This window comes from Candidatus Polarisedimenticolia bacterium (assembly GCA_036001465.1).
In the GTDB taxonomy this organism is placed as follows: Bacteria; Acidobacteriota; Polarisedimenticolia; order Gp22-AA2; family Gp22-AA2; genus Gp22-AA3.
The window spans coordinates 17,272-42,036 of the sequence record DASYUH010000085.1; the positions used below are offsets into that span (position 1 = coordinate 17,272).

Consider the following 24,765-nt stretch of genomic DNA (forward strand, 5'->3'; position numbering starts at 1 on the left):
GCAGTGATGCATTTCTTCGCAAGGAGGGCAGCATGTCCCGATGCGTTCGACGGAAGTATCACCGCGTTCTTTCTCATGCGAGCCTGATTCTCCTGGCCGCCGGCCTGCTGGCGACGACCTTGGCAGGCTCGGGGGCGTCCGGGGGGCGCGCGTCCGGCGCCTTCGCCAACGCCCCCCTCCTCGGCGTGTCCCCCATCTTCGTGGCGGACACCGGCGAGGTCCTGACCCTCTCCGACATGGCCGGCGGGGAAGGGGCCGACCTGCATGACGCGAGCGTGCCCGGAGTCCTGAGCGCGAAGGTCCTCACCGCCACGACGAGCGTCGAGCCCGGCATCGCCACCAGCTCCACCTCGATCGCAGATGTCGTCGTCCTTGCGGGCCAGCCGGCGGAGCTCACCGCGGCGTTCGTACGTGCGCAGGCGGACGTCCTGGACGTCAACGGATCGTCGAGGTTTAACGGCGTCACCGAGATCGACGGACTGAGGTTCGGCGGCCAGAGCGTCACCGTCACCGGCAAGCCGAACCAGAGGATCGATCTCCTGGGGGTGGGATCGCTCATCATCAACGAGCAGATCGCCTCGTCCAAGGCCGGCGTGGCGGAGCTGACCGTCAACGCCCTCCACCTGGTGCTCGCCACCGGCGACCAGGTCATCCTGGCCGGCGCCCACAGCATCCTGGACCGGCAGGCGAGCACGTCGCCGGCGGGGCTGCGCACCACGGCGCCCCGGCGGGGAGGCTCGGAGCCGGCGGTGTACCGCAGCCGGGAAGGGGCCTCGCGCCCCAGGGCGCTGTTCGTCCACGAGCAGCCCGAGTGCTTCGACTTCGTCACGGGGGGCGGCTGGTTCGAGCCGCGCTTCGAGGGGGGGCCGCCCCTGCGCGTCAACTTCGGGTTCAACGCCGGGTACCGGACCATCGGCGGCGAGCTCAAGGGGCACGTGAACGTGGTCGACCACAACGACGGCACCCACATCAAGGGGCTCAACGTGGACTCGTACTTTAGGCTCGGCGATCCGCAGAGCCTCTGCCGGATGTTCGAGGGGGACGCGGAGATGAACGGGACCACCGGACTCAGGTACCACGTCGAGGTGTGCGACTACGGCGAGCCGGGCCGCGACGATCGCTTCCGCATCATCGTGATGGATGCCGCGGGGACCATGCTCTACTTCGCGGACGACAGCAGCTCGGCCAAGGTCTGCGATGTGAACGAGCCGCGGTGCGGCGACCTGGACGGCGGCAACATCCAGCTGCACAAGCCGTGCGACGCGCAGCCCGCGTCGGCGAGCAAGTCGGCTGCCGCAGCCGGCCCGCAGTCGTAACTCCCGGGGAGAGCCCCGGGGGGCGACGTCCGCCTCGCCCTCCGGGGCATCCCCAGGCTTTTCCCTTCCAGGAGGCATGAGGGATTTCCCCCGGCGACTTGCAGGGATTCACCGATTGAGCCGCGCGGCGGCAGGATGTAGAAACACGGGGTGCGGCCATGAGAATCCTCTGGGTCAAGACCGATTTCCTGCATCCGACCACGAAGGGCGGGCACATCCGCACCCTCGAGATTCTCAAGCGGCTGCACGCGCGGCACGAGATCCACTACGTCGCGTTCGACGATCCCGGCAATCCGGAGGGGCCGCGGCGAAGCGCCGAGTACTGCTCGCGCGCCTACCCGGTGCGGCATGTCATGCCCCGGAAGGATTCGCCGGCGTTCCTGGGGCAGCTCGCGGCCGGGTTGATTTCGCCGCTGCCGGTCACCCTGCGCCGTTGCCGCTCGGCCGCCATGCGGCGCCGGATTGAAGTGCTGCTCGCGGCGCACGCCTTCGATCGCCTGGTGTGCGATTTCCTCGCTCCCGCGCCGAACATCCCGCGGCTGTCCGACTGGGTGCTGTTCCAGCACAACGTCGAGAGCGCGATCTGGCGGCGGCACGCGGAGCACGCCCGCGATCCCGTGAGGAGGGCTTACCTGCGGCTGCAGGCGAGCCGCATGCTCGCTTATGAAGGCCGCGTGTGCCGCGAGGCGGGACAGGTCGTCGCGGTCTCCCGGCACGACGCCGCAACGATGCGGAGGTGGTTCGACCTGTCGCGGGTCGCCGTCATTCCGACGGGCGTGGACGCGGAATACTTCGCCCGGCCCGAGCCGGTGCCCCGCGTAGCCGATCTGGTGTTCGTCGGCTCGATGGACTGGCTGCCGAACACGGACGCCGTCACCTGGTTCGTCCGGGAGATCTTCCCCCTGATCCGCAGGCGCCGTCCCGAGTGCACGCTCGCCATCGTGGGCCGTTCACCCGCCCGGACGGTGGCCGGGCTGGCCGCGAAGGACCCCCGCATTTTCGTGACCGGGACGGTCGACGACGTCCGCCCCTACCTGTGGGGCTCGACCGTTTCGATCGTGCCGCTGCGCATCGGCGGAGGGACGCGCCTGAAGATCTACGAGGCGATGGCCGCCGGGTCGCCGGTGGTCTCGACCCCCGTCGGCGCGGAGGGCCTGGAGGTGTCGTCGCCGGAGAACATCCGCCTGGCCGAGACGCCGGGGGCATTCGCCGAGGCGTGCCTCGATCTCATGGAGAACGCCGCGGCCCGGGCCCGGCAGGCCCTGGCTGCGGCCGAGCTGGTGCGCTCCCGCTGCTCCTGGGAGGCGGTCACCAGGGCGTTCGAAGACGTGCTGGAAAGGCGCAGCCCGGCCGCCGCCGTGGGGAATGACGCGCCGCTCAGGGCGCAGGCGTCCGTCGCAGCGCGACGGGTTCTCGTTCGGGAAGGGGCCTCATCGGAGCGCTGTCGCGAATGATCCGGTCGATGGCGGAGACGGCGTCCTCCCAGGAGAACCGCGCGGCCCTGTGGTGCGCCCGGAGGGCCAGGGACGCCATCCGCTCCTCGTCGCGCACCAGCCCGGCGACGGCATCCACCAGGGCCCGCGCGTCCCCCAGGGGAGCGAGAATCCCCGCCTCCCCCAGGACCTCCCGGACCGCCGGAACGTCGTAGCACACGCAGGCGTGCCCGCTGGCCATCGCCTCGAGCAGGGACAGCCCGAACCCCTCGTACCAGGTCGGCAGGACGAAGACGCGCGTGGTCGTGAGCAGCGCTTCGAGCTCGCCGCGGCCGAGCGCCCCCGTCATCTTGACCCGCCCGTCGGCCGCCGCGACCCGCTCCACCCGCGGGCGGTCCGGGCCGTCGCCCGCCACCACGAAGTCGGCCTCGATGTCCCGCCGGCGCGCGAACTCCTCGAGGACATCGGCGATCCCCTTGCCGAAATGTAGCCGCCCGACGAACAGCAGCGTCGTCCGGGGCGCGGGTCGCTTGCGCTCGTAGCACCTCATGTGTACCGGCTCGACGCCGTGCGGGACGACCGCCACCTGTCCGTCCGGAACGCGGTGCAGCCTCACGATGTCCCGCTTCAGGGCCTCGGACGGCACGATGATCCGGAGGGCCCGGCGGTTGCACAGCATCTCGGGAAGGGCGTAATGCACCAGGCCGGGCAGGAACCGCGCGCGCCGGTGCACGGGCGCCCGGGAGGCGAACAGCCCGATCTGCGCGTACACGGAGGTCCCTTCCAGGTTGATGAACGGCGCGCGCCTGAGGGCGAAGCCGATGCTGGCCCACACCATCGCCAGGTCGATCTCCCCGTCCCTGTACAGCCGGTCGACCTTGCGCGACAGGTCGAATCCCGCCAGGTTCATGTGGCGCCAGCGCCTGCCGCGGATCACCCGCGCGAAATCTCCCCGGGGCACCTCCTCCCCCGCGGTGACGTAGGTGATCTCGTGCCGGCGCGACAGGTCCGGCAGGACCTCCCTCGCCAGCGTGCTCATCCATTCTTCCATCCAGGCGATCCGCAGCCGCCCCCCTCCGGCGTCGCTCATCTCGCCCCGCCCGCCTTGCTGACCTGCGCGAGATCGGCCCCCACGTCGGAACCGTCGCTCGCCTTCCGCCGGTAGGGACTCGTGCTTGCGAGCCGGTACGTCCCGCCCTGCAGGTCCTGGAACCCGATGGCGGCGAGCGACTTGGGGAAGAAGTTGTCCGGAGGATACGCGCGGGGATCGGCCCCCACGAGGACGTTCCGGCGGAACTCGTACCCCGGGAAGTAGTGCTCGAGCGCCGGCAGGCCGATCCCCTTGCCGCTGCCGAACACGCCGTACTCGTTGTGCTCGACGATGTTGTCCCGGAACACCAGCCCCCTGCTGGGCCCCATGTCGGCCACCAGGATGCTTCCCGAATGCAGGGCCGTGTTGTGCTCGACCGTCACTCCGGCCGCCCCCTCGAGGATCTGGATGAAGATCCCGGATCCGCTCCGACCCGGCTCGCCGACGTCCAGGAACAGGTTGTGGGAGATGGACACGAACCGGGTCCTGCCGCTCCGGGTAGGCGACCCGTCGTCGAGCCCCAGGATGTTGACGGCCGAGGAGGTGCGCCGCACCATGTTGTGCGTGACGATCACGTCCTCCACCACCGCCCAGGGGGTGGAGTCCTCCACGGTCCGCACGGTCAGCAGGATGGCGAAACCGTTCTGCGCCGCCGCCCAGTTGTTCTCGAACAGGTTGCCTTCGACCAGCACGCGGCGGGCGTTCTTCAGCTCGAACAGGTTCTTGACCGACCAGGGGGTCCCCTCGTAGGCGGGATCGCCGGCCTTCCAGGCGAGCGGCTTGAAGAAGTGATTGCCGCGGATTTCGATGTCCGAGGGGACCAGCCGGTCGATGAACGTCGGCGCCCCCCCGAACATCACGTTCTCCCCCGCCCCCTCGAGGTAGTTGTCGACGATCTTGAACGGACCCCCGCCGTTCCATCCCCCGATGGCCTGCGAATCGGCGCCGGCCTCCTTGAAGTCCGACAGGTGCGAGTCGATGACGGCGGTGGCGCGGGAGTTGAGCGCGATGCCGCGCCGCGTGCCCCGACGTGGATCGCCGTGGAGGTAGCACCGATCGAACACGATGTCGTGTGGCTGCTCTGCGGCCGACGATTCCTCGGAGCCGAGCAGCACCAGGTTGTAGAGGAAGGTCCCCTCCCGGGGCCGCATCTCGATCCCGATGAACCGGTAGTGGTGCGCCCCCCGAGCCGCCTCGATGACCGAGCCGGACGCGGCCTCGAGCTTCGGCATCCTGGGGGCGTGCGCCGGGCCGACGCGCGCCCCCTCGGGCGGGAAGTCCCGTCCGACCGCGCTCGATCGAATGACGATCCAGTCCGAGCCCGGCTTTCTCGGCAGCGTGAACGGGCCCCGGTAGACGCCCCCCGCCTCGAGGACGAGGGTGTCCCCCGGCCTGGCTTCGTTGAGGGCCTTCTGAAGATCGCCGCCTGCCGGCACGGACACGGTCCGGCCGGAAAGCGTCGGCAGGGCCGTGTCGAGGTACACCCTCGGCTTCTGAGGCGCGCGCAGCGTCCCGGGATCGTCCGTATCCTTTCCCGGCGGCCCGGAGGTGCCGCCCGCGATCAGAAGAAGGGCCAGGCCGGCGGCCGGGAGCGCCGCCAGGATGACACCTCCCCTCCGGTTCCGCGGCTCAACCTGCACGACGGTCCCTCACCGCCCCGCGCGCGGCATGCGCGCATCGATTCGTGCCGGCATCGTCATGATCCCGAGGGCGGGATCCGCCTCGAGGGGGATCGACGCCTTCCCCGGATCGTCCCGCTCCGTCAATCGTTGCCAGAGCGAGACGAATGGGCCGACCCAGTCGAAGGCGCCCGCGAGCTTGCAGCGGACGCGGAACGGGCCGTCCCGCTCCTCCATCGGGATGCGCGGCAGGGCCAGGGGATCGGAGCCGGGGCCGCTTCGGCCGATCGCCCGGGTGCACGCCCCGCGGTATCCCGAGCGGCGCAGCGTGTCCTGGAGGCTCCGGTGGAAATCGCCCCAGGCCTCGGACCCGAACGGATAGGCGAAGAGATCGACCCGGATCCCGGCGCGCCGCTCCAGCGCTTCCTTCGAGAGCCACACTTCGATCTCGGCCTCGCCGTCGGCCAGGCGGCCGAGCGAGCGGTGCGTGACGGCGTGCGAGCCGATGTCGATGCCCTGACGTGCCATCTCCTTCACCTCGTCCCAGGAGAGCGGCAGCCACGCGAGCGGAGGGGAGGCCCCGCCCTGCGCCGGCTGGATGGCGAGGTGCGGAAAGAAAGCGGGCTTCCCGACGATGCCGGTGGTCACGAAGAAGGTCGAGGGGAGCCGCAGGCGCTGCAGGACCGGGCAGGCGAACACGAATTGACCGCGGTAGCCGTCGTCAAAGGTCAGGACCACCGAACGCCTCAGGTCTTCGAGGCGGCCCGCATCCAGGATACGCACCAGGTCGTGCAGCGCGATGACCCGGTACCCCGCGTCCAGGATGGCGTGCATCTGCCTTTCGAAGCTCTGCGGCGACACGCAATCGGGACGTGGCGGTCCCCCGTCCACGGGAGGGCCGACCTGGTGATACATGAGGATCGGGACCTTCACGGTCCCGGAGAGAGATTCCCGGAGCCGGCAGACGGGGTAGAGGGCCGCGGTGACCGCCCGCTCGACCGGGATGAGCAGCCTACTGAGCACGCGCTTCAGCACCGACATGCGAGACGCCTCCTTCCTTCATGAGCGCCCTGCGCCCCTGGGACGGCCGGCTTCCGGGCGGTGCCAGGGCGGCCGGGTCCTGTCCCTCGACGAAGATGCGCTGCCAGATTTCCAGGTTCAGCAACAGCCAGAGCCGATCGCCGTGATCCGCGCTCCCGACCACGTGCTCCGCCACCAGGCGCTGCAGGAATGACGGATCGAAGCGGCCCCGCTCCAGGGCGCGCGCGCCGAGGACGAATTCCTGGAGGAGCGGCCGGAAGGGCCCCCTCAGCCAGCGCCCCACCGGGACGGGGAATCCCATCTTGCGGCGCGCCAGGATGGGCCGCGGCACGAGGTCCTTGAGCGCCTCGCGCAGGATCGCCTTGGTCCTGAGGCCCCGGAGCTTCAGGTTCCGGGGGAGCGCCGCCACGTGCTCGACGAGCTCGTGGTCCAGGAACGGCACCCGGCTCTCGATGGACGCCGCCATGCTCATCTGGTCCTGCTTCATGAGCAGCTCCACCAGATAGGTCTGCATGTCGGCGTGGGCCATGCGGCCGGGCGGATCGCCCGGGGCCTGCTCGTACAGGGGCAGGACCGCGGCGTACGGGTCCCGCCTGCCGGACCGGCCGGCCTCCGGGAAGAGGCGATGCTGCACGGCCTCGGGGAAGACCGCGAAATTCTCGTAGACGTGACTGCGCGCGCCGGGCGGAAGCGCCAGGAAGCTCCGGCGGGCGTAACGACGGATCGAGGGGGGAAGGCTCCCCACGCCCCGGCCGATCGCCCCCCGGGCGCCTCCCGGGAGCACGGCGGCCCAGGCGGCCGCCAGCCGCCAGTTCCAGGCCGCGATCCGGTAGCGGTTGTATCCCAGGAACAGCTCGTCCGCCCCTTCGCCGGTCAGGACCACCTTGACGTGCTCCGCGGCCAGGCGGGAGACGAAGTAGAGCGGCACGCTGGAGGGGAAGGCGATCGGCTCGTCCTCATGCCAGACCAGGTACGGCAGTGCGGCGAAGAACTGCCGCGCCGACACGCTGATGTCGCGGTGCTCCGCCCCGGCGGAGCCCGCCGCCAGGCGGGCGTAGGGGAGCTCGTTCGCCTCGAGCTCGGAAAAGCCGACGGAGAACGTGCGAACCGGAGCTTCTGCCATCGAGGTCATGAGCCCCAGGAGCCCGCTCGAATCGAGGCCGCCCGAGAGGAACACTCCGACCGGCACGTCGCTCATGAGGTGGATGCGCACCACCTCCCGCAGCCGCTCGCGCAGGGCCGCCGCTTCGTCCCCGAGACCGGCGCGGGGAGCCGGGCTCTCGACGGGGTGGGACCAGTAACGGCGCTCCCGAAGTCCCTCGTCGAGCGACCAGGTGAGCGTCCTGCCGGGGAGGAGCTTGCTCACGCCCTTGAAGAAGGTCTCCCCGCCCGAGACGAACCGGTTCGCGAGGAACTCCGGGAGGATGGCCTCGTTCAGCTCGGCCGGGAACGGCGCCGCCTCGAGGATCGCCTTGATCTCGGACCCGAACAGCAGGCCCTGGCCGGTGCGCGCGTAGTAGAGAGGCTTGATCCCCAGGCGATCCCGGGCCAGGAGCAGCCGGCGGCGTCTGCGGTCCCACAGGGCGAAGGCGAACATGCCGCGCAGGCGCTCGACGCAGCGCTCCCCCTCCTCTTCGTAGAGGTGCAGGATGGTCTCCGTGTCGCTGCGGGTGCGGTACCGGTGTCCGCGCGCTTCCAGCTCGGGGCGCAGGTCCGGGTGGTTGTAGATCTCGCCGTTGCAGACGACGAGGATCGTGCCGTCCTCGTTGGCCATCGGCTGGGCGCCGGAAGCCAGATCCACGATCGCCAGCCGGCGGTGGCCGAGCCCCACCGATCCCTCGATGAAGAGCCCCTCTCCGTCCGGTCCGCGGTGACGCAGAGTGTCCCGCATGCGCCGCAGCCGCGCTTCGTCCACGGCGAGATCCGAAGAGAAGTTGAGGATGCCGGCAATCCCGCACATCAGGCGCGCTCCACCGAGTAGCCGTCCTCGTCGAAGCGCACCGACTCGCGCGGCTCCCGGAAGAGGACCCCGACCGGGCCGCTGCCGCCGGAGAGCAGCGGGGACACGATCGGCGGGGCGGAGAGCGGATGCCGCGTGGGAAGGAGAAGCGTCACGATCCGCAGCGGCAGGCGGGTCCGGGCGCGATAGACCAGGGCCGGGGCGCCGCTGCGGGCGCCGTAGGCCGGAGCGATCCAGCCCTCGATCGGCTCTTCGTTCCTCTCGCGGACGGAGGCCTCGAGCGGCACGGTGGAGAACGGCCGGACGTGCAGGTCGTGGCGGCCGCAGCCCCAGGCCCGGGCCCAGAGATCCGCACCCACGGTGACGACCATCGGCGCGAACTGGAAGCGGAGCTCCACGGTGTGGTCGGCCGCCCCGAGAATGTCATCGACCACGAGCCAGTACCGCCGCCTGGCGAACAGCACCCGGCGGCGGTGGATCACCGGGTCTGGAAGACGTCCGTAGGCGTCGTGATCGGCGTCCGCGAAGTCGAACTCGGCGTTGGACGTGAAGCGGCGGAGTTGCGCCCGCGGCCGGGCGCGCCAGGAGAAGGGGCCTGCCGGCTCCGCCTGTTCCTGGCCGTCGATGACCACGGTGCTGTGCGCCGAGGTGCCGCGGAAGTGGTCGCGCCAGCGCGGCTCGGGGGTGTAGCAGTAGGTCCCCGGGTCGGGGAGGAAGAGCTTGCCGAACGCGCTCAGCTGGAGACTCAGGAGATCGGCGTGCCCGTGAGCCCCGCTGACGGGGCAGCCGAGAGGGCCCGTGTCGAAGATCAGGTGGTGGGCGTCGGGAGCCCAGCCGTCCGCCATCACGGCGTACCCGCCGCTCGGGAAGAGTCGCGAGGGGGGTGCCGCCGGCGGCTCCGGCTGGAGCGCCTCGAAGGCGTCCAGCCCTTCCGGTCCCAGGAGCCACACCGTCTCGGGAGAGGGTCCCTTCGCCGCCCAGGCATAGTCGGGCCTGTGGAACAGGGCGGCCGCGATCGAGAAGAGGCTCCGCGCCTCGTCCGGCCGCCGCCGGGCGAGCGGCAGGATCAGACCGCCGTCGCCGTCGCCGATCGGCGGGATCGATCCATCGGGACGCCTGACGGCCAGGAGGAAATCGAGCATCCGCTGCACCGTCCGGGAGACGTCCGCCGGGACCTCCAGGCCTATTCGACCCGCGAGGACCAGGAAGTGGAGCAGGATGTCGATGGTGTACACGTGGTAGCAGGTGGACAGCTCGAAGTGCACCCCGTCCGGCAGCACCTGCCTGCGGCTCTCCTCCACGAGAATGCCCGACCCCAGGGTCCGCCAGCGCGCCGCGGCGCGCAGCTCCGGGAAGATCGCGCCGGCATAAAACAGGCCGAGCGCCTCGCCGGTGAGGTGGGTGTTCGGCGAGAAGTAGCGGGACAGGTACCTCTCGACGTGCGCCGCGTGGTCGTGAATCGCCCCGAGCATCTCCAGGAAGAAGTCCGGCGTGAGGGCTCTGGAGTCGCGCAGGAGATGGAGCGCCCAGGACCAGGAGACCAGGCGCAGGGCGACCTCCAGGCTGCTGGCCCAGTTGATCCCGAGGCCCGGCGGATTCTCCATCAGCCAGTCGCCAAGGAGCCGGGCGGACAGGAGGGCGTGCTTCTCGTCTCCGGTCAGGCGGAACGCCTGGCCGAGACGGACCAGCCACTGGTGGCGGTTGAGCTCCCAGACGATCTTGCAGTCCCCGGCCTCCTCGGGATCGAGAGGATCGAGGCGGCTCCAGTGCAGAAGCGGGGACCGGCGCCCGGAGACCGGATCCAGGCGCCAGTCGATCGGGTCGCCAAACGAGAGTCCGCGATAGCCGAGGAGGTTGAAGCGTCCTCCCCGGATCGTCCCGGCCTCGGCCTGGAGCTGCCTGGCTTCCTCGGGCATCCGCTGTCGCACGATCGCGGGGGTGGCGGCGTCGGTGGCGCCGGCGAAGAATCGGGCGGCCCCCCCCTCCCGGAAGCGCTCCAGGAGGGCGGCCGCGGCCGCGCGACGGGCGGACTCGCTCGAGCCATTCGCCGGAGCCACGAGGCCCGCCACGATGCGGAACAGGCGCCCGGGATCCTCCCGGCCGGGGCTCCGGGCGGAGGCCCGCGATCGATCCAGCCATTTGCGGGCCTGCTGCCGGCCGCGCTCCGCCACCTCCGGCGGCCCCATGCGCAGAAGCCGGTCGAGCCTCACGCCGCCCGTCCCAGGTAGACCGCCTGCCAGGCCTCGCGCACCCGCGGCCAGGCGTAGTCCGCGGCCTCGCGCCGGGCGCGCCGGACCAGCCGCAGCGCCAGGTCGTGATCGCCGAGAAGACGAAGGACGGCCGCCGCCATGGCGGCGGGATCCCGCGGGGGGACGAGGAGTCCGGTCTCGTCGTGCCGCACCATCGCCTGGATGTCCCCCGTCGGCGTCGACACGACCGGAAGGCCGGAGGCGAACGCCTCCAGGATGGAGACCGGCTGGTTGTCGACGACGGAGGAGTTCAGGAAGATGTCGCATTCGTCGTGCAGGCGGGGGATCGCTTCGGGCTCCACCCGGCCCGCGAACCGGATGCCCGCCGCGCCCAGCCGGGCCGCGAGCCGCCGCAGCTCCTTCTCCTGGCTGCCGTAGCCGACGACGGTGAGGGTCGCCTCGGGGTGGCGGGCGCGGACCAGGGCGAATGCCCGGAGGGTGTCGTCCACCCGGTAATGGGGCTCGAGGTTTCGGGCGGACAGGAGGCGCGGGCGCAGGGGGAGGCGCTCGCGGTAGCGGAACTGCGACAGCTCCACCACGTTCCGGATGACGCGCGGGCGGTAGCCGTGACGCTGGAACACTCCCCGGAGGAACTCGGACGGGACGACGATCTCGTCCGCAAGGCGCAGCCAGGGGTGGACCCTGACTCCCCAGCGCGCCAGGTGATCCTCGGCCTCGCCGCTGTGATAGTGGAGCACCACGCGCTTGCCGAGAGCGCGCGCCAGGAGCATCGCGGGGGCGGGGCCCAGGAGGAACGACCAGTAGGAGGCCGAGAAGACGTGCGCCACGTCGGCGCGGCGCAGCCCGGCGAGGCCTCCGACGTAGAGCGCCTCGTTCAGGATGGTCCTGAGGCCGGGCCAGCGGCGCAGCCAGCCGAGCCCGCGCGGGAACTTCGGGTTGACTGGGATGAAGCGGACCTCGGCCCCCTCCGCCAGGAGGGCCCGCTCCAGGGCGCCCGCCTGGATCCCCTGCCCGCCCAGGATGTCGAGGCTTGCCGCCACGACGGCGATCCGGGGAAGCTGCGGACGAGGCCCGGGCACCGTTTCGACGCTCATGCTGGGACCCCGGTTCCGGAATGGGGAGCCGCCGCGACCCGTGGCGCGGCGGAGGTCGCCTCGAACCTCGGGGTCCGGCTGTCGAGGAAGGTCCGGCACCAGAGCTCGAACGAGATCAGGGTCCACAGCTGAAGATCGAGCGGCCGCCCGGCGCCGTGCCGCTCGATGAGCCGCTCGACGTACGTCTCGCTGAGGATCCCGCGGCTGCGGCTCCTGGTCGAGAGCAGCAGGTCGCGGACGAACCCGTCGAGCCGCCCCCTGAACCATCTCCCGAGCGGGACGGCGAACCCCTGCTTCGGCCGATCGATGATCGAGTCGGGCAGGAGCCCCCTCATGGCGCGCTTGAGGATGTGCTTGGTGACGCCGTCGCGCAGCCGGAGGTCGGCGGGGATGGTCGCCGCGAACTCGACGAGCCTGTGGTCGAGAAGCGGCACCCGCGTCTCGAGGCCGTGGGCCATGCTCATCCGGTCGACCTTGGTCAGGATGTCGAGAGGCAGGTAGGACTTGATGTCCAGGTACTGCAGGGCCGACAGCCAGTCGCCGCTCGAGCGCTGAAGCCACTCCGCCTCGGCCTGCCACGGATCCTCGAGGGAGAGCATCTCGAACGCCGCGGGCCGGAACAGGCGCCGCTTCTCCTCCGCGCGGAACAGCGTGACGGCGTCCAGGTAGCGCTCGGGGCCGTGCAGCGACAGGTGCCGCAGTAGGTTCCTGCCCCGCATCGTCTCGGGCATCCAGCCGGCCAGGGCGCCGAGCGCCCCCCGGAGCGGCCGCGGGATCATCTCGTAGCGCCTCTCGCGCCCCTCGACCCGGTACCTGTCGTATCCCGCGAACAGCTCGTCGCCGCCGTCCCCCGACAGGACGACCTTCACGAACTGCGACGCCAGGCGCGACACCATGAACGTCGGGAGGGCCGACGAATCGCCGAACGGCTCGTCCAGGAACCACGCCAGGTCGTCCACCAGGTCCACCGCGTCCGGGGTGACGACCAGCTCGTAGTGCTCCGTGTCGTAGCGCTCCGCCACCTGCCGCGCATAGCGCAGCTCGTCGTAGTCCTGCTCGTCGAAGCCGATCGAGAAGGTCTTCACCGGACCGGAGGCCTGGCCCGCCATGATCGCCACCACGGAGCTCGAGTCGATGCCGCCGCTCAGGAAGGCGCCCACCGGGACGTCGCTGACCATGTGGAGGCGGACCGACTCGTCGAGCAGCCCCCGCAAACGCTCCACGAGCCCCGTCTCGTCGCGGCCCGCGTCGGCCCCGAACGACACGTCCCAGTAGCGCTCGATGCGGATCCCCCGTTCCGCGGAGGCGAGCAGCAGATGGCCGGGCTCGAGCTTGCGCACCCCCTCCACGATGCTCTGCGCCGCGGGCGTGCAGAGGGAGGTGAACAGGTGGTTGACCGCGCCCCAGCTCAGGCGGCGTTCGATCCTTTCGAGCTGCAGGATCGCCTTCAGCTCGGACGCGAAGGCGAGCCGGCCGCCCGACACGGAGTAGTACAGGGGCTTGATCCCCAGCCGGTCGCGGGCGAGAAGGAGCTCCGCGCGCCGCTCGTCCCACACCGCCAGGGCGAACATGCCGCGCAGCTTCTCGACGCACCCCTTCCCGTGCTCCTCGAAGAGGTGCACGATGACCTCCGAGTCCGAGCCGGTCAGGAACGTGTGGCCGCGGCGCAGAAGGTCGGCGCGCAGCTCACGGAAGTTGTAGATCTCGCCGTTGCACACGCCCCACACCGACTCGTCCTCGCTCCCCAGGGGCTGGTGCCCGGCCTCGAGGTCGATGATGCTGAGCCGGCGCATGCCGAGCACGGCCCCGCGGCCGGCGTAGAGTCCCTCGTCGTCCGGGCCGCGATGCGCCATCACCCGGCACATGGCCCGGACCTCCCTCGGATCCACGGGCCGGCCGTCGAGGCTCACGATCCCGGCGATGCCGCACATCTACTTCGGAGCCTCCGGGACGGCGACCAGCCGATCGCCCGGGCCGAACAGGTGGAATGCGCCGGCGAGCGCCGCGTACGCCGCCGCGAAGACCAGCCCGCTCGCCAGGATCGAGGGGAGCGGCGCGAGCCCCGCGGCCTCCTTCACGAGGAGCGCGGGGAGGCCCGCGGCCAGCGTCGATCCGAGGATCGCGGCGAGGCCCCGCCAGGGGAGAAGCATCGCGACTCCCGTCTTCAGACGCCCGGCGATCCGCCCCAGGGCGAGCGTCTTTCCGAACAGCGTCGCCACGAGGGTGACCAGAACCCCTCCCTCGAGATGAAAGCGGCCGAGGAACCATCCGACCGTGGCGGCGATGAAGGCCAGCTTCAGGGCCCCCAGGACGAAGAGGAAGCGCGTGTCCGCGTAGACCCGGAGCACGCCGTCCACCGGCAGGGCGGCCAGGAGGAAGGCCCCGGCCCACAGCATGAAGATCGGCACGCTCGCCAGGTAGGCCTGGGTGAACAGGAGGACGATCAGGTCGCGGGCGTTCAGGAGCAGCGCGCCGACCAGGGGGAGGAACACCAGGGCCAGCCTGCGGACCGCGCCGTGCCACTCGAGGAGCGCCGCCTCCCTGCGGCCGTCCCGCAGCTCCTCCGACATCCGGACCATCATGACGTTGCAGGTCGACCCGGCAACCAGGTCCACCAGCGGCACCTGAAGGCATCCCACGGAGTAGACGGCGAAGGCGGCGGCATCGAAGCGCAGGGAGACGGCGTACTGGTGCAGGTTCCCCTGCAGGATCTCGACCAGGACCGCCAACTCGAACGGGAGCGCGTAGGCGAGCTGCGTCCCGAGGAGCGAGGCGTCGAACCGCAGCTCGTCGCCGAACTCCCGGCGCAGCGCCACGATCGCCGCGCCGAACCGGAGCGCCGCGAACGCCGTCGCCCCGATCAGCACCCCTTCGAGGCTGCGCAGCAGGAGCGCCGGCGCCAGGCAGAGCGCCGTGCGGACGATGTCCGACGCCGCGTACGTCGCGGCGGCCCCGGCGTAGCGCCCGCGCGCCGTGAGGACGATCTCGAGCGCGGCGGAGGCCAGCATGAGGGCCAGGTGGGCGCCGATCCAGGGGAGCCCCGCGGCCAGGGCGTCGTTCCCGAGCCAGGTGGCGACGCGGAACCGGCCGGCCCACAGGAGGAGGAGGCACGCCCCCCCGACCGCCGCGAGGACCACGAGCGCGTTCATGGCGTAGCGGCCGGCCCGCCTCGGATCCGAGGGAAGGAAGTAGAACAGGCTCTCCGCCATGCCGCACTGGGCGATGCCGTACAGGGTGGCGCACACCAGGAACAGTTGCTTGTACGTGCCGAAGGCGGCCTGGTCGAAGAGGCGGACGAGGACCACGGGGATCGCGAAGGCGATCACCGTCCCGATCAGGCGGCCCGACATCAGGGCCAGGGCGGGCTTGAGCGTCGAATTCATGGGAGGAGGGTTCTCAGTTCCAGTGCACCAGCGGGCAGCCGGACACCCGCGGGAGGGTGCCGTCGGCCTGGCAGCCCATCACGGCGGGCGAGAACGTTCCGGAGATTCCCAGGCCGGCGTTTTCCCACAGCAGGACGCGCGGCAGGGTCAGGAGCGGACGGCCGGAATCGCGGTGGTGGCACGAGGTGTAGGCGCAGCGATAGCCGGCCGCCTCGACCGCCTCGAGCGTCCTTCCGTCGAACCAGCCGTTCGGGTAGGCGAAATGACGGACGGAGGCGCCCAGCCGGGCCTCGAGGTCGCGGCGCGATCCGGCGGTCTCCTCCCGCACCCTGCCCCGATCCTCCAGGGTCAGAAGCGGGTGCGTCCTGCTGTGCGAGCCGATGGTGATCCCGGCGTCGCGCATCTCGCGGATCATCTCCCAGGTCAGGGGACGGTGCCGGGCCACGACCTTCTCATCCCATCCCACCTCGGCGACGAGGGCCGAGGCCAGGCGCTCGAGGGCAGAATGCGTCATGCTCTCGAGCAGGATGCGCAGGACCACTTGCGGATCGGGAGGGACCGAGTTCCCGCCGGCCGCGCGCAGAAGATCCAGGCCACGGTCCGCGACGAGGGGGGCCAGGCCCCGGACCGGATCCGGCCAGCGTGTCCACGCCCGAGCCAGCAGGTGATGCATCCGGTCGAAGAGCGGCGGCGTCCCGGTGCCGATCAGGTCCGAGACCACGAAGACGGCCGCGGGAATCCCCCGTGCCCTGAGCAGGGGAAACGCCTGCTCGTACACGTCGGCGTAGCCGTCATCGAAGGTGATGGCCGCCGCCGGCAGGCGCCAGCGCGCGCGCCGCGTCAGCCGCGATTCGATCTCGTCCAGGGAGGCGAGCTCGAAGCGGCGGCCGATCCACTCGATCTGCCGCTCCAGCATGGCCCGGCTGATCAGGGTCGAGGGGATCGAGTCCTCGGCGGCCCGCGCGAAGTCCTCGACCACCCGGTGGTAACCCACGATGAATGGGCGGCCCGACCAGCCGTTCAGGGTCCGCATCGCGAGGCTCGCGCCGGTGAAGCGCATCCCGTTGGCCAGCCCCGATTTCACGAGTCCTCGCATCCCCGTTTCAGCACTTGTTGCCGGATTCCCGCAGCGAGGCGATCCGGTCGGCCAGGGCCGCGGGCAGGACCCTGCGCGCCGCCCGCCTGGCGGCGCGGCCAAGCTCCGTGGTCCCCCGGTAGAGGAGCCCCCGGAGATGGGGCGGAAAGATGTCCACGCGCCCCAGCGATCGCGCCTCGCGGGCCCAGAGTCCCTTGTAGCGCTCGAGCCCCTGCAGCATGTCGAACTCCGAGGCCCCCTCCTCGATGACCTTCTGGATGGCGAGGCCCATGGTGACGAGCCCGGCGGCGAATCCGGCGTAGTTCGGATCGAATCCCGACTGATAGAAGGAGAAGACCCCGTCGTACCGGAACCCGTAGAGGGCCGCCACCGGCTCGTCGTCGAGACACAGGGTGTAGATCCGCAGCCACCCCTTCTCGCACGCCAGCCGGCTGAACTCTTCGTGAAATCTCAGATGATTGGGGGTGTGGAAGGCGGTCGAGAAGCCGCGCTCCCGCCAGCGCGCCTGGTGCAGCGCGATCAGCCGGCCCAGCGCGGCGCGCCGGTGCTCCTCGGTGGATACGGTCTCGAACCGGACGGTGAACTCCCGCTCCAGCCTCCTGAGCCGGCGGTTGAAGTTGGCCCGGTGCGCCCCCCCCAGGGTGGCGAGGTAGGACGTCCAGGACTGCCCCGCCAGGGGGATGTACCGCGAGAGGTTCATCTCCTCCGTGGACACGTGCCAGCCCCTGCGTCCGAGGTGCGCGCCGAGATCCTCGGCGCTGCTGCCGGCGGAGCGGATCTGCTCCAGCTCGAGGGGCCGGTTGGCGGGCGCCAGGCATTCGGCGAGGGCCGGGAGCGCCCGCTCCTCCTCGCCGCGCCTGACGAGGACGTCCAGGTAGTCGGACCCGACGCTCCCGACCCCCATGAACTCGAGGGCGGGAAACGGCTGGATGCTGGAGATGCCGGGCGGCCGGATCACCATCGGCGCCAGCGCCACCAGCCGACCCCGGTCGCGCACGACCGGGGCGAACAGCCGCCGATCGCGAGACAGGTGCCTCCACCAGGTCGACAGCCACTCCCACGTCAGGAACAGGCAGTTGGCGGAGCTGTGCCGGAGCAGGTCGGTCCATTCCTCCCTCAATCCCATGAGGCGTTCGGTGCTCTCGATGATCTCGACGGAGTTCAATGACACTCTCGCGGCCGCGGCTTCAGGCACATGGATCCAGGCGCAGGACCCGTTCCGCCATGAAGTCGATCTGCGCGGTTGTGACGTCCTGATGGATGGGCAGCTCCAGCAGGTGTCTGCGGAGAAACGCGGCGTCCGGCCCGGCCTGTCCGTCCGCATCGGGGTGGCCGTAGTTCCAGAACTCCACCGCCTCGATTCCATGCTCGCGGAGCGCCCGGGAGGCGGCGGCCTTGTCCGGCACCAGGATCGGGAGGAACAGGGGGCAGACTCCTTCCGGCAGATCCCGGCGCGCCAGGGCGACCCGGCCCTTCAGGCGTCCGGCAAGACGCAGGAAATTCTCCCGCCTAAGGCGCACGATGGCCTGGTAATCGAGCCGGTCGAGGAGCCCCGCGCACCATGGCGACATGGCGGTGTCCAGCTTGCTGATGTCGTACCCCGCGGTCGAGAACTCGGGAGAGATGTCGCCGATCGGGTGGCGGGCGACTCCGAGGCGATCGAGCGTCCAGCCGGCCGCCCGCTTGCCGCGCAGGAGCGCGGCGCCGAGAGGATCCGAGCGGGCGCGGAGCCACATGAGAAGCAGCTCCGAGGATCGCGCCACGACCGACACCCGGCTGCACGGCCGGAGCTCCAGGCCATTGAGAGCGGACGGCCCGTCGGTGTTCTGCACCAGGAGCCCGCCGTTCGGGACCGGCAGCGACTTGTACAGGCAGAAGACCGCGAAGTCCCCGAACGTCCCGAGCGGGCGGCCTTCGACCTCGCTCAGCAGGGACAGGGCGCAGTCCTCGATCAGGGGGATGCCCCGCTCCCGGCACAGGATTTTCACTTCGTTCACCGGCTGCGGCCAGCCGAGGTAGTGAATCAGGTAGAGGGCCCTGGGCCTGAGATCGCACAGGGCCTTCAGCTCGTCGAGATCGACCTGCATGTCGCGCCCCACGTGGTAGCAGCGGACCGTCGCCCCGGCCGCCCGGACGGCCCAGACCTCGGCACCGCTGTTGTAGTCCGGCATCAGGACGGTCCCTCCGTCCGCGCACCCCAGGGCCCTCACCAGGTGGTAGATGCCGCCTCGCGCGACGTAAAAGGAGTGGCGCCTCGGGGCGCTGAGTGGAAAGGGGAGGCTGCGCGCCGGCACGTGGCCGAGAAGGCTGCGCGGCGCCAGCACGGGCCAGGAGGGGATGTACGTCACCGGCCCCCCGATCCCGCCAGGGTGTCGCGCACGGTCCGATAGAGAGGGAGGCGCGCCAGGCGCGGGACGACCCCGAACTTGACCCCGTGAAGGACCCGGGCCTTGAGGCGCCCGGGGAAGACATAGAGCCATTCGTGCGACCGCACCTTGTCGGTCCAGTGCATCTTCCACTCGTCGTTGCCGCCGAGGAAGTCGTATTCGCTGAGGCCCCGCCTGCAGGCTTCCTCCAGGATCAGGCCGGTCAGGAGGTTGTAGGGCGAGTAGCCGGCGTACGCCGCGTCGTACCCCGATTTCAGGACGTAGACCTTGTCGCCGTGGCGGAGAGCATAGGCGAAGGCGATCCGGGCACCTCCGACCGTCAGGAAGAACAGCCGCAGGATCCCGGCGCGGGCCGCGTGGCGGGCGAGGCTGGCGTAGAACCGGCCGAGGGAGGAGGAGAGCCGGACGGCGGTCCCGGCCCGGTCCTTCCAGGCGCCGGCCTCCAGCCGCCAGCCGTCCTCGAGAGCCCGGTCCAGCCCCTCCTCCGAGTCGATCGTCTCGAGCGCCACGCGGCCCCGGCGCTCGAGACGGCGGAGGCGCTTGCGCAGCTTGGCCCGATGGTTGTGGCTCAGCGTCATGAGGTACCGATCCCATCCGTCCCGAAGCGGCACGTAGGGTGACTCGGACGCGCGCCAGGACGCCACGAGGAATCGATCGGCCTCGGCGAGCCGGGCCAGCTCCGCGGTCGCCTGCGATCCCTGCGGCACCTGGCAGAGCTCCAGCAGATCCCAGTCGTCGCTCGAGGCCCTGAGGTGGCTCCAGATCGCCCGGCAGGCGTCGTCCCGGCGGTCCGCCACCACCAGGTCGAAGCGCGGGGTGTGCTCGTTGTACAGGGAGCCGAGGCGCCGCAGTGGGAGGCCGTACAGCCGGGCCGGTCCGAGCATGAGCGGCGCCAGCGCCACCGCCTCCTCGCCGGCGCGCACCAGGAGGACGTGCAGCCTCCGGCCGGCGCCGAAGCTCTCCCACCACGAGCGCACCCACGCGTGGCTCTGGAAGGGATGATCCAGGCCGGCCCTCCGGACGAGGCCGTCCCACAGCGGCCCCATGTCCAGGAGCGCGCGCGCGTCCGAGACGACCTCCACCCGGCAGGCCGGGAGGGGCGCCGCCGCCTTCCTCGCCACGATTCGATCGGCGGGCCCTCCCCCGGCACGTTCAGGGACCGATGCACCATTCACCCTCGAGCCTCGTCAGGAAGGCGTCCCCCCGATGGATGGCCTCGAGCACTTCGGGGTCGCGCGAATGGACCAGGAACCAGGAGATCCCGTCGTGGTGGAACACGCACCGCCTCGCGGCCAGCGCCTGGAAAGCCGCCGGGTCCATCTGGCCCGACACCGCCACCGCCCCTCCCCGATAGGCGCGCTCGAAGAGGTGATCGACCACGTCTCCCATGAATCCCCGCATGGCGCCGACCTGCACGACTTCGCTGATGCCCCCGGGGTTCAGGTAGAAGAGGTACCAGCCGACGAGGGCGCCGGAGCCGTCCCGGACGGCCACCTTCTCGAACCGGCCGCGCCCCCGCCTGGCGGCCAGGAGGTCGAGAAACCAGTCGAGAAATGCGCCGTCGTAGCGGGGGCGCAGGGCGCGATCGGCGGCGGTTCCGGACAGGCAGGCCAGGAGATCCCCCGGCGCGAGGTCCTGCCCCGTGAGGCGCGAGCGGGTCGTCCGCATGGAGGCGCCGGCGATCCGGGGGGCCAGCATGTCGGCGGCGGCGCACAACGGGGCGACCGCCGCCGAGAGGGCGGCGGGCAGCCCGCGCCGCCTCAGGTAGGACAGGAGGTAGCGTCCGGGACGGAGCGGCCGCGTCCAGCGGAGGCTGTAGAGCAGCGAGGTGGAGCCTCCCAGGCTCTCGAGGATGCGTCGGGAGGGGCCCCCTCCTTCGGCCACCGAGAGATCCTGGCCGCCCGCCAGGAACGCCCGGGCGAGCGCCAGGGCCGCCAGGCTGGCCCGGCTGCCCGGCTCGACCATGAAGGAATGGCTGATGGCGGCGCGGATCGATCGGCCGCCGATCCGCATGCGGCGCGGCATCACGCCGAGGCAGCCGACGATGCGGCCGGCGCCGTCCTCGCAGACCAGGGAAGGGAGCGTGGGGTCCCGCCACGGGCTCTTGCACAGGATCTGCTCGAGGTGGTCCCCCGTCGATCCGGGCGCGCGCCCGGCGCGCCCCGCGAAGACCTGCTCGTACAGCGACACGATGTGCGGGAGATCCCGCTCGACCAGCGGGCGGACCCGGGAGGCCGCGGACGCCCGCGGCATGTCGCCGCGATCGACCGGACCCGGATCGGCCGCCGGCTGACGTTCCAATCCGGCCGCCTCAGCCACCGTACTCCCAGGGGGATTCGGCGATGGTCATCGGTCGGACCGGCTCGCGGCAGCTGGCGTCCAGGACCTCCAGGACGACCAGGGAGTGGTCCCCTCCCAGGTCGTCGACGATTCTCCGCACGCGGCATTCGAGGTACGCCGGCGCGTTGCGCAGGATCGGGACCGCCGTGGTCCCCTCCTGGAACGGCTCGCCGTTGATCCCGGAGGCATCGGCCTCGGTCGGCGCGAAGAACCTGCGGGCCATCTCCTCCTGGCCGCGCCCCAGGATGTGCAGCGCCGCGACCCCGCTGTCGCGCAGGCAGGCGAACACGTTGCTCCCCGGGCGCACCGCCGCCATGAGGAGCGGCGGCCGGAAGGAGGCCTGCGACACCCAGGTGACCGTGGCCGCCCCGAAGCGGTCGCCGCTCCTCGAGGTCATGACGTACACACCGTTCGACAGCAGGCGCAGCGTCTTGTGCCGGCTCTCAGGATCCATTTCCCTCGCTCCCGCGGCGCGCGGCCACGAAGCCGGCGATTCTCTCGATCGTCCGGAAGTTGTCCATCTCGAGGTCCTGCAGCGACACGACGATCCCGAACTCGCGCTCGAGCTGGGCCAGGAGCTCCACGAAGGCCATCGAGTCGAGCGCCCCGGCCTCGAACAGATCGGTCTCCCCCGACGGCACATCCAGGTTCAGCCTGTCGGCGAACAGCCGGACAATGCGCCCCTGCAACTCCTCGGCGGCATGCATCTCACTCTTCCTTGTGCTCGGAGGCCAGGATGTCGAACCACAGGCGGTCGTGCGGGCGGCCGTCGATGACGTGACACTGTCTCTGCCTGCCGATCGGCTGGAATCCCAGGCGCGCGGCGATGCGGGCCGACGGGTTGCTCTCGACGATCCAGGTGTTGATCGCCCCCAGGCCCAGCTCCCGGAAGCCGAGCGTCAGGAGCCTTCCGGCCGCCCGCGTGGCGTGGCCGCGCGCGCGGAACGACTTGTCTCCGGCCACGACCCAGATGCGGGCGGTCCCGAAGGCCCGGTCGACACCGGTCAGGCCGACCACGCCGACGGGCGTCCTGTCGTCCTCCCCCGTGAACACCCGCAGGACCTCCGAGTCGCGCTGCGTGGCGATCTTCAGCCACTCCGGTGTGAGGATCTGCCGCCCGTTCCCGAAATCCAGCCACTGGTAGTTCTCCTTGCTGGACATCCAGGAGGCGACGAGCCGGATGAGCTCGGGGCTGTCAAGCGGAAGCAGCTTCATGACGCTCGAAGGTCTCCTTGAGGACGGCCCGATCGATCTTGCCGTTGGCGTTTCGGGGCAGCCGGTCGTAGGCCTGCCAGCGCGCGGGGAGCATGTGGGCCGGCAGGAGACGACCCAGCCCCTGGCGGAGCGCCGTGGGATTCATCTCCTCCTCCGCCGGGACGTAGGCGCAGCACAGGATCGTCCCCTCGAATTGGTCCGTCGGGATGGCCACCACCGCGCACTCCCGCACGCCGTCCAGGGCGCCGAGGCAGGTCTCGATCTCCCCCAGCTCGATGCGGTATCCCCGGCTCTTGACCTGCGCGTCGGCCCGCCCGACGAAATAGACCAGCCCGTCCTCGCCACGGCGCGCCAGGTCCCCCGTGCGGTAGATCCGTTCGCCTTCGCCGGGGCCGCCGTTTCTGGACAGGAAGACCTCGCGCGTCTTCTGCGGGTCCTCCCAGTACCCCGGGCTGAGGCCGCGCCCGCCGATGTAGAGGTTGCCGACCTCGCCGTCCCCGACCGGCTTCAGGTGGTCGTCCAGGATCAGGAGCTCCTCCCCGTCGCAGGCGGTGCCGATCGGGATCGCCTGGCGGTCGCTGGCGGGGCCGCCCGGAACCGTGTAGTAGCTGCTGGCGATCGTGGCCTCGGTCGGCCCGTAGAGGTTGGTGAACGAGACATGCGGCAGCCGCCGCATCCAGTAGGCGAGCGCCGGCGTGGGGAACACCTCCCCGCACCACAGAAGCCGCTTGAGCTCCGGGAAGTCGCCGGGGCGGACCACGTCGAACTTGGCCATGTAGTTCAGGACCGAGGGGACGGAGAACCACTGCGTCAGCCGCGAGGCGCGGATGAATTCCGCCAGCGTGGTGGGAAGGAGGCTCGCCTGGGGAGGAACCAGGTGCAGCTCCGCCCCCACCGCGAAGGCCCCGAAGATGTCGAACAGCGAGAGGTCGAAGTGCAGCGGCGGGTGGCACGAGACCCGGTCGGAGGCCTCCATCCCGAAGTAGCGCGTGGCCCAGTCGACGAAGTGCAGGACGTTCGCATGCGTGATGACCACCCCTTTGGGCGTTCCCGTGGATCCGGAGGTGAACAGGATGTGCGCCGTGTCCAGGGGGGGCGTCGCGGGCGCCCCGGGGACCACGTCTCCGCCGCTGACGTCGGGCGCGGCGAAGCGCGGCCTGAAGGTCACGGCACCCGGCGGTTCCTCGTCCAGCCAGCCGACGGCGATGCCGGAGCCCCGCTGTCGATCCTCCAGAATCTCGTCGAGCGTGCGGCCCACCGGGCCGCCCGCCAGGATGAAGCGGGGGGCGCACGAGTCGATCATCTTCGCCAGACGGGGGGCCGGGCTCGACGGATCGAGCGGCACGTAGATGCACGAAGCCCGGTAGATCCCGAGAAGCCCCACGATCGCCTGCAGCGATTTCGGCATCAGCAGGCAGACCCGATCCCCCCGCCCGCAGCCTTCCGCCAGGAGCCTCAGGGCGAGCCGGCGCGAGCGGACCTCCAGCTCGGCATAGGTGAGGGCGCGCCCGCAGTCGACGACGGCCACGGCCTCGGGGCGCCGCTCCGCCTGCCGTGTCACGAGATGGGCTAGGGATTCGGGCATCGGTCGAGGGCCCTCTCGAAGGCGGCCTCCGTCTGTTCCAGGTCGTCGGGGTCGCGTGGGATGTCGAGGATGAACGTCCGGCAGCCGGCGGAGAGATATCGCGCCAGCTCCGCGCCGACCCGCTCGTGGCTCCCCACGAGGTAGGGGCACATCGTCTTGTAGTTCTGGAACGGGACCAGCCAGTAGGGACTGCCGTCGCCGGCCTGCCCCATGCCTGACAGCTGGCCGTGCCAGACGGAGTCCGAGACCTTCATCGCGAGCTGGTGGGCCAGCTGCCCCTTGCGGTCCTCCGGAAACCGGGCGCGCGCCAGCTCCCAGGCCTCGTCCTCGCTCCTCCGGGTGATCAGGCCGACGCGGATCCCGCGCGCCCCTCCCCCGTCCTTCGAGGGCTCCGGGGCGTCCTGCGCCGGCTTCGGATACTCGATGGCGGTGGCCTCGAGGCTCCGGGCCGCGGCCCTCCCCGCCTCCGAGGAGCCGGAGACGAAGATGCCCGGAAACAGATCCGGGGGGAGCGGCGGCGAAAGCCTCAGCCGCTCCACCTGGTGGTACTCCCCTGCGAGGGTGACCGGTTTCTGCCCGGAGAGGAGGTGCCGGATGATCGAGGTGTATTCCACCAGCCGCTGATAGCGCCTGTCGTGCGGCGTCCGGTCCCCGAGCGCCTCCAGGTCGTTCTTGAATCCCCCGGCGACCAGGTTGAGGTAGATCCTCCGCTCGAAGAGGGAGGCATACGTGGTCACCATCTTGGCCACCGTGTACGGGTGCATATAGACCGGCTGCACCGCCACCAGAGGACAGAGCGACCGGGTGCCCGCGATGATCAGCTGCGAAACCAGCCAGGCATCCAGGAGCGAATTGTCTGAATAGACGAGGATCCCCTTGCAGCCGGCGCGCTCGCTCCAGCGCGCCACCTCGACGACGTGATCGGCATACGCCCGCGCATCGTCGCCTGTGGACGGCGGGCAGGTGGAGAAGATCTCGATGCGCGGGTCGAACATG

20 protein-coding genes are annotated in these 24,765 nt (G+C 70.9%); 2 read left to right on the forward strand and 18 right to left on the reverse strand.

The annotated features are described in order from the left end of the window. Positions 1-32: 32 nt before the first annotated feature. Complete coding sequence (locus VGV60_15285) at positions 33-1,316, forward strand: choice-of-anchor P family protein (protein ID HEV8702636.1); 1,284 nt, start codon at positions 33-35, stop codon at positions 1,314-1,316. Between the two features lie 158 nt (positions 1,317-1,474). Next, positions 1,475-2,770, forward strand: coding sequence for a glycosyltransferase (locus VGV60_15290; GenBank protein ID HEV8702637.1), 1,296 nt, complete (start codon positions 1,475-1,477; stop codon positions 2,768-2,770). On the opposite strand, the gene VGV60_15295 is transcribed toward VGV60_15290, so the two are convergent. Genes VGV60_15295 through VGV60_15380 form a run of 18 tightly spaced genes read right to left on the reverse strand, consistent with a single transcriptional unit; the run spans position 2,694 to position 24,764 of the window. Then, a complete protein-coding gene (locus tag VGV60_15295; GenBank protein HEV8702638.1) occupies positions 2,694-3,839 on the reverse strand; it encodes a glycosyltransferase family 4 protein in 1,146 nt (381 codons plus the stop codon). The two genes, VGV60_15290 and VGV60_15295, sit on opposite strands and share 77 nt — an antisense overlap. Next, positions 3,836-5,479, reverse strand: a complete 1,644-nt coding sequence (locus tag VGV60_15300) for a hypothetical protein (protein HEV8702639.1) — start codon at positions 5,477-5,479, stop codon at positions 3,836-3,838. The genes VGV60_15295 and VGV60_15300 overlap by 4 nt, the downstream gene beginning before the upstream one ends. A gap of 9 nt (positions 5,480-5,488) precedes the next feature. Beyond that, a complete protein-coding gene (locus VGV60_15305) occupies positions 5,489-6,499 on the reverse strand; it encodes a polysaccharide deacetylase family protein (GenBank protein ID HEV8702640.1) in 1,011 nt (336 codons plus the stop codon). Further along, entirely contained in the window at positions 6,471-8,459 is a 1,989-nt protein-coding gene (gene asnB, locus VGV60_15310) for an asparagine synthase (glutamine-hydrolyzing) (protein ID HEV8702641.1), read from the reverse strand. Before asnB (VGV60_15310) ends, VGV60_15305 begins: the two co-directional genes overlap by 29 nt. Then, positions 8,459-10,669 carry an alginate lyase family protein gene (locus VGV60_15315; protein HEV8702642.1) on the reverse strand — a complete coding sequence of 737 codons (2,211 nt, stop codon included), beginning with the start codon at positions 10,667-10,669 and terminating at the stop codon, positions 8,459-8,461. Before VGV60_15315 ends, asnB (VGV60_15310) begins: the two co-directional genes overlap by 1 nt. Further along, positions 10,666-11,763 carry a glycosyltransferase family 4 protein gene (locus VGV60_15320; protein HEV8702643.1) on the reverse strand — a complete coding sequence of 366 codons (1,098 nt, stop codon included), beginning with the start codon at positions 11,761-11,763 and terminating at the stop codon, positions 10,666-10,668. The genes VGV60_15315 and VGV60_15320 overlap by 4 nt, the downstream gene beginning before the upstream one ends. Next, the gene (gene asnB, locus VGV60_15325) at positions 11,760-13,694 is read right to left on the reverse strand and encodes an asparagine synthase (glutamine-hydrolyzing) (protein HEV8702644.1); all 1,935 of its coding nucleotides are present in this window, start codon (positions 13,692-13,694) and stop codon (positions 11,760-11,762) included. Before asnB (VGV60_15325) ends, VGV60_15320 begins: the two co-directional genes overlap by 4 nt. Continuing rightward, the gene (locus tag VGV60_15330) at positions 13,695-15,146 is read right to left on the reverse strand and encodes an oligosaccharide flippase family protein (protein ID HEV8702645.1); all 1,452 of its coding nucleotides are present in this window, start codon (positions 15,144-15,146) and stop codon (positions 13,695-13,697) included. 13 nt (positions 15,147-15,159) lie between these two features. Further along, complete coding sequence (locus tag VGV60_15335; GenBank protein ID HEV8702646.1) at positions 15,160-16,230, reverse strand: polysaccharide deacetylase family protein; 1,071 nt, start codon at positions 16,228-16,230, stop codon at positions 15,160-15,162. A gap of 19 nt (positions 16,231-16,249) precedes the next feature. Then, entirely contained in the window at positions 16,250-17,407 is a 1,158-nt protein-coding gene (locus VGV60_15340) for a GNAT family N-acetyltransferase (GenBank protein HEV8702647.1), read from the reverse strand. Between the two features lie 22 nt (positions 17,408-17,429). Beyond that, positions 17,430-18,590, reverse strand: a complete 1,161-nt coding sequence (locus tag VGV60_15345) for a DegT/DnrJ/EryC1/StrS family aminotransferase (protein HEV8702648.1) — start codon at positions 18,588-18,590, stop codon at positions 17,430-17,432. Then, on the reverse strand, positions 18,587-19,750 hold the full coding sequence (locus VGV60_15350; GenBank protein ID HEV8702649.1) for a GNAT family N-acetyltransferase: 1,164 nt from the start codon (positions 19,748-19,750) through the stop codon (positions 18,587-18,589). Before VGV60_15350 ends, VGV60_15345 begins: the two co-directional genes overlap by 4 nt. Before the next feature lie 31 nt (positions 19,751-19,781). Then, complete coding sequence (locus VGV60_15355) at positions 19,782-20,930, reverse strand: hypothetical protein (GenBank protein HEV8702650.1); 1,149 nt, start codon at positions 20,928-20,930, stop codon at positions 19,782-19,784. Positions 20,931-20,940: 10 nt separating this feature from the next. Then, entirely contained in the window at positions 20,941-21,423 is a 483-nt protein-coding gene (locus VGV60_15360; GenBank protein ID HEV8702651.1) for a flavin reductase family protein, read from the reverse strand. Further along, a complete protein-coding gene (locus tag VGV60_15365) occupies positions 21,413-21,676 on the reverse strand; it encodes an acyl carrier protein (protein HEV8702652.1) in 264 nt (87 codons plus the stop codon). Before VGV60_15365 ends, VGV60_15360 begins: the two co-directional genes overlap by 11 nt. Before the next feature lies 1 nt (position 21,677). Continuing rightward, positions 21,678-22,184 carry a GNAT family protein gene (locus VGV60_15370; GenBank protein HEV8702653.1) on the reverse strand — a complete coding sequence of 169 codons (507 nt, stop codon included), beginning with the start codon at positions 22,182-22,184 and terminating at the stop codon, positions 21,678-21,680. Continuing rightward, the gene (locus VGV60_15375; GenBank protein HEV8702654.1) at positions 22,165-23,769 is read right to left on the reverse strand and encodes an amino acid adenylation domain-containing protein; all 1,605 of its coding nucleotides are present in this window, start codon (positions 23,767-23,769) and stop codon (positions 22,165-22,167) included. The genes VGV60_15370 and VGV60_15375 overlap by 20 nt, the downstream gene beginning before the upstream one ends. After that, complete coding sequence (locus VGV60_15380) at positions 23,754-24,764, reverse strand: LLM class flavin-dependent oxidoreductase (protein ID HEV8702655.1); 1,011 nt, start codon at positions 24,762-24,764, stop codon at positions 23,754-23,756. The genes VGV60_15375 and VGV60_15380 overlap by 16 nt, the downstream gene beginning before the upstream one ends. Position 24,765 lies beyond the last annotated feature (1 nt).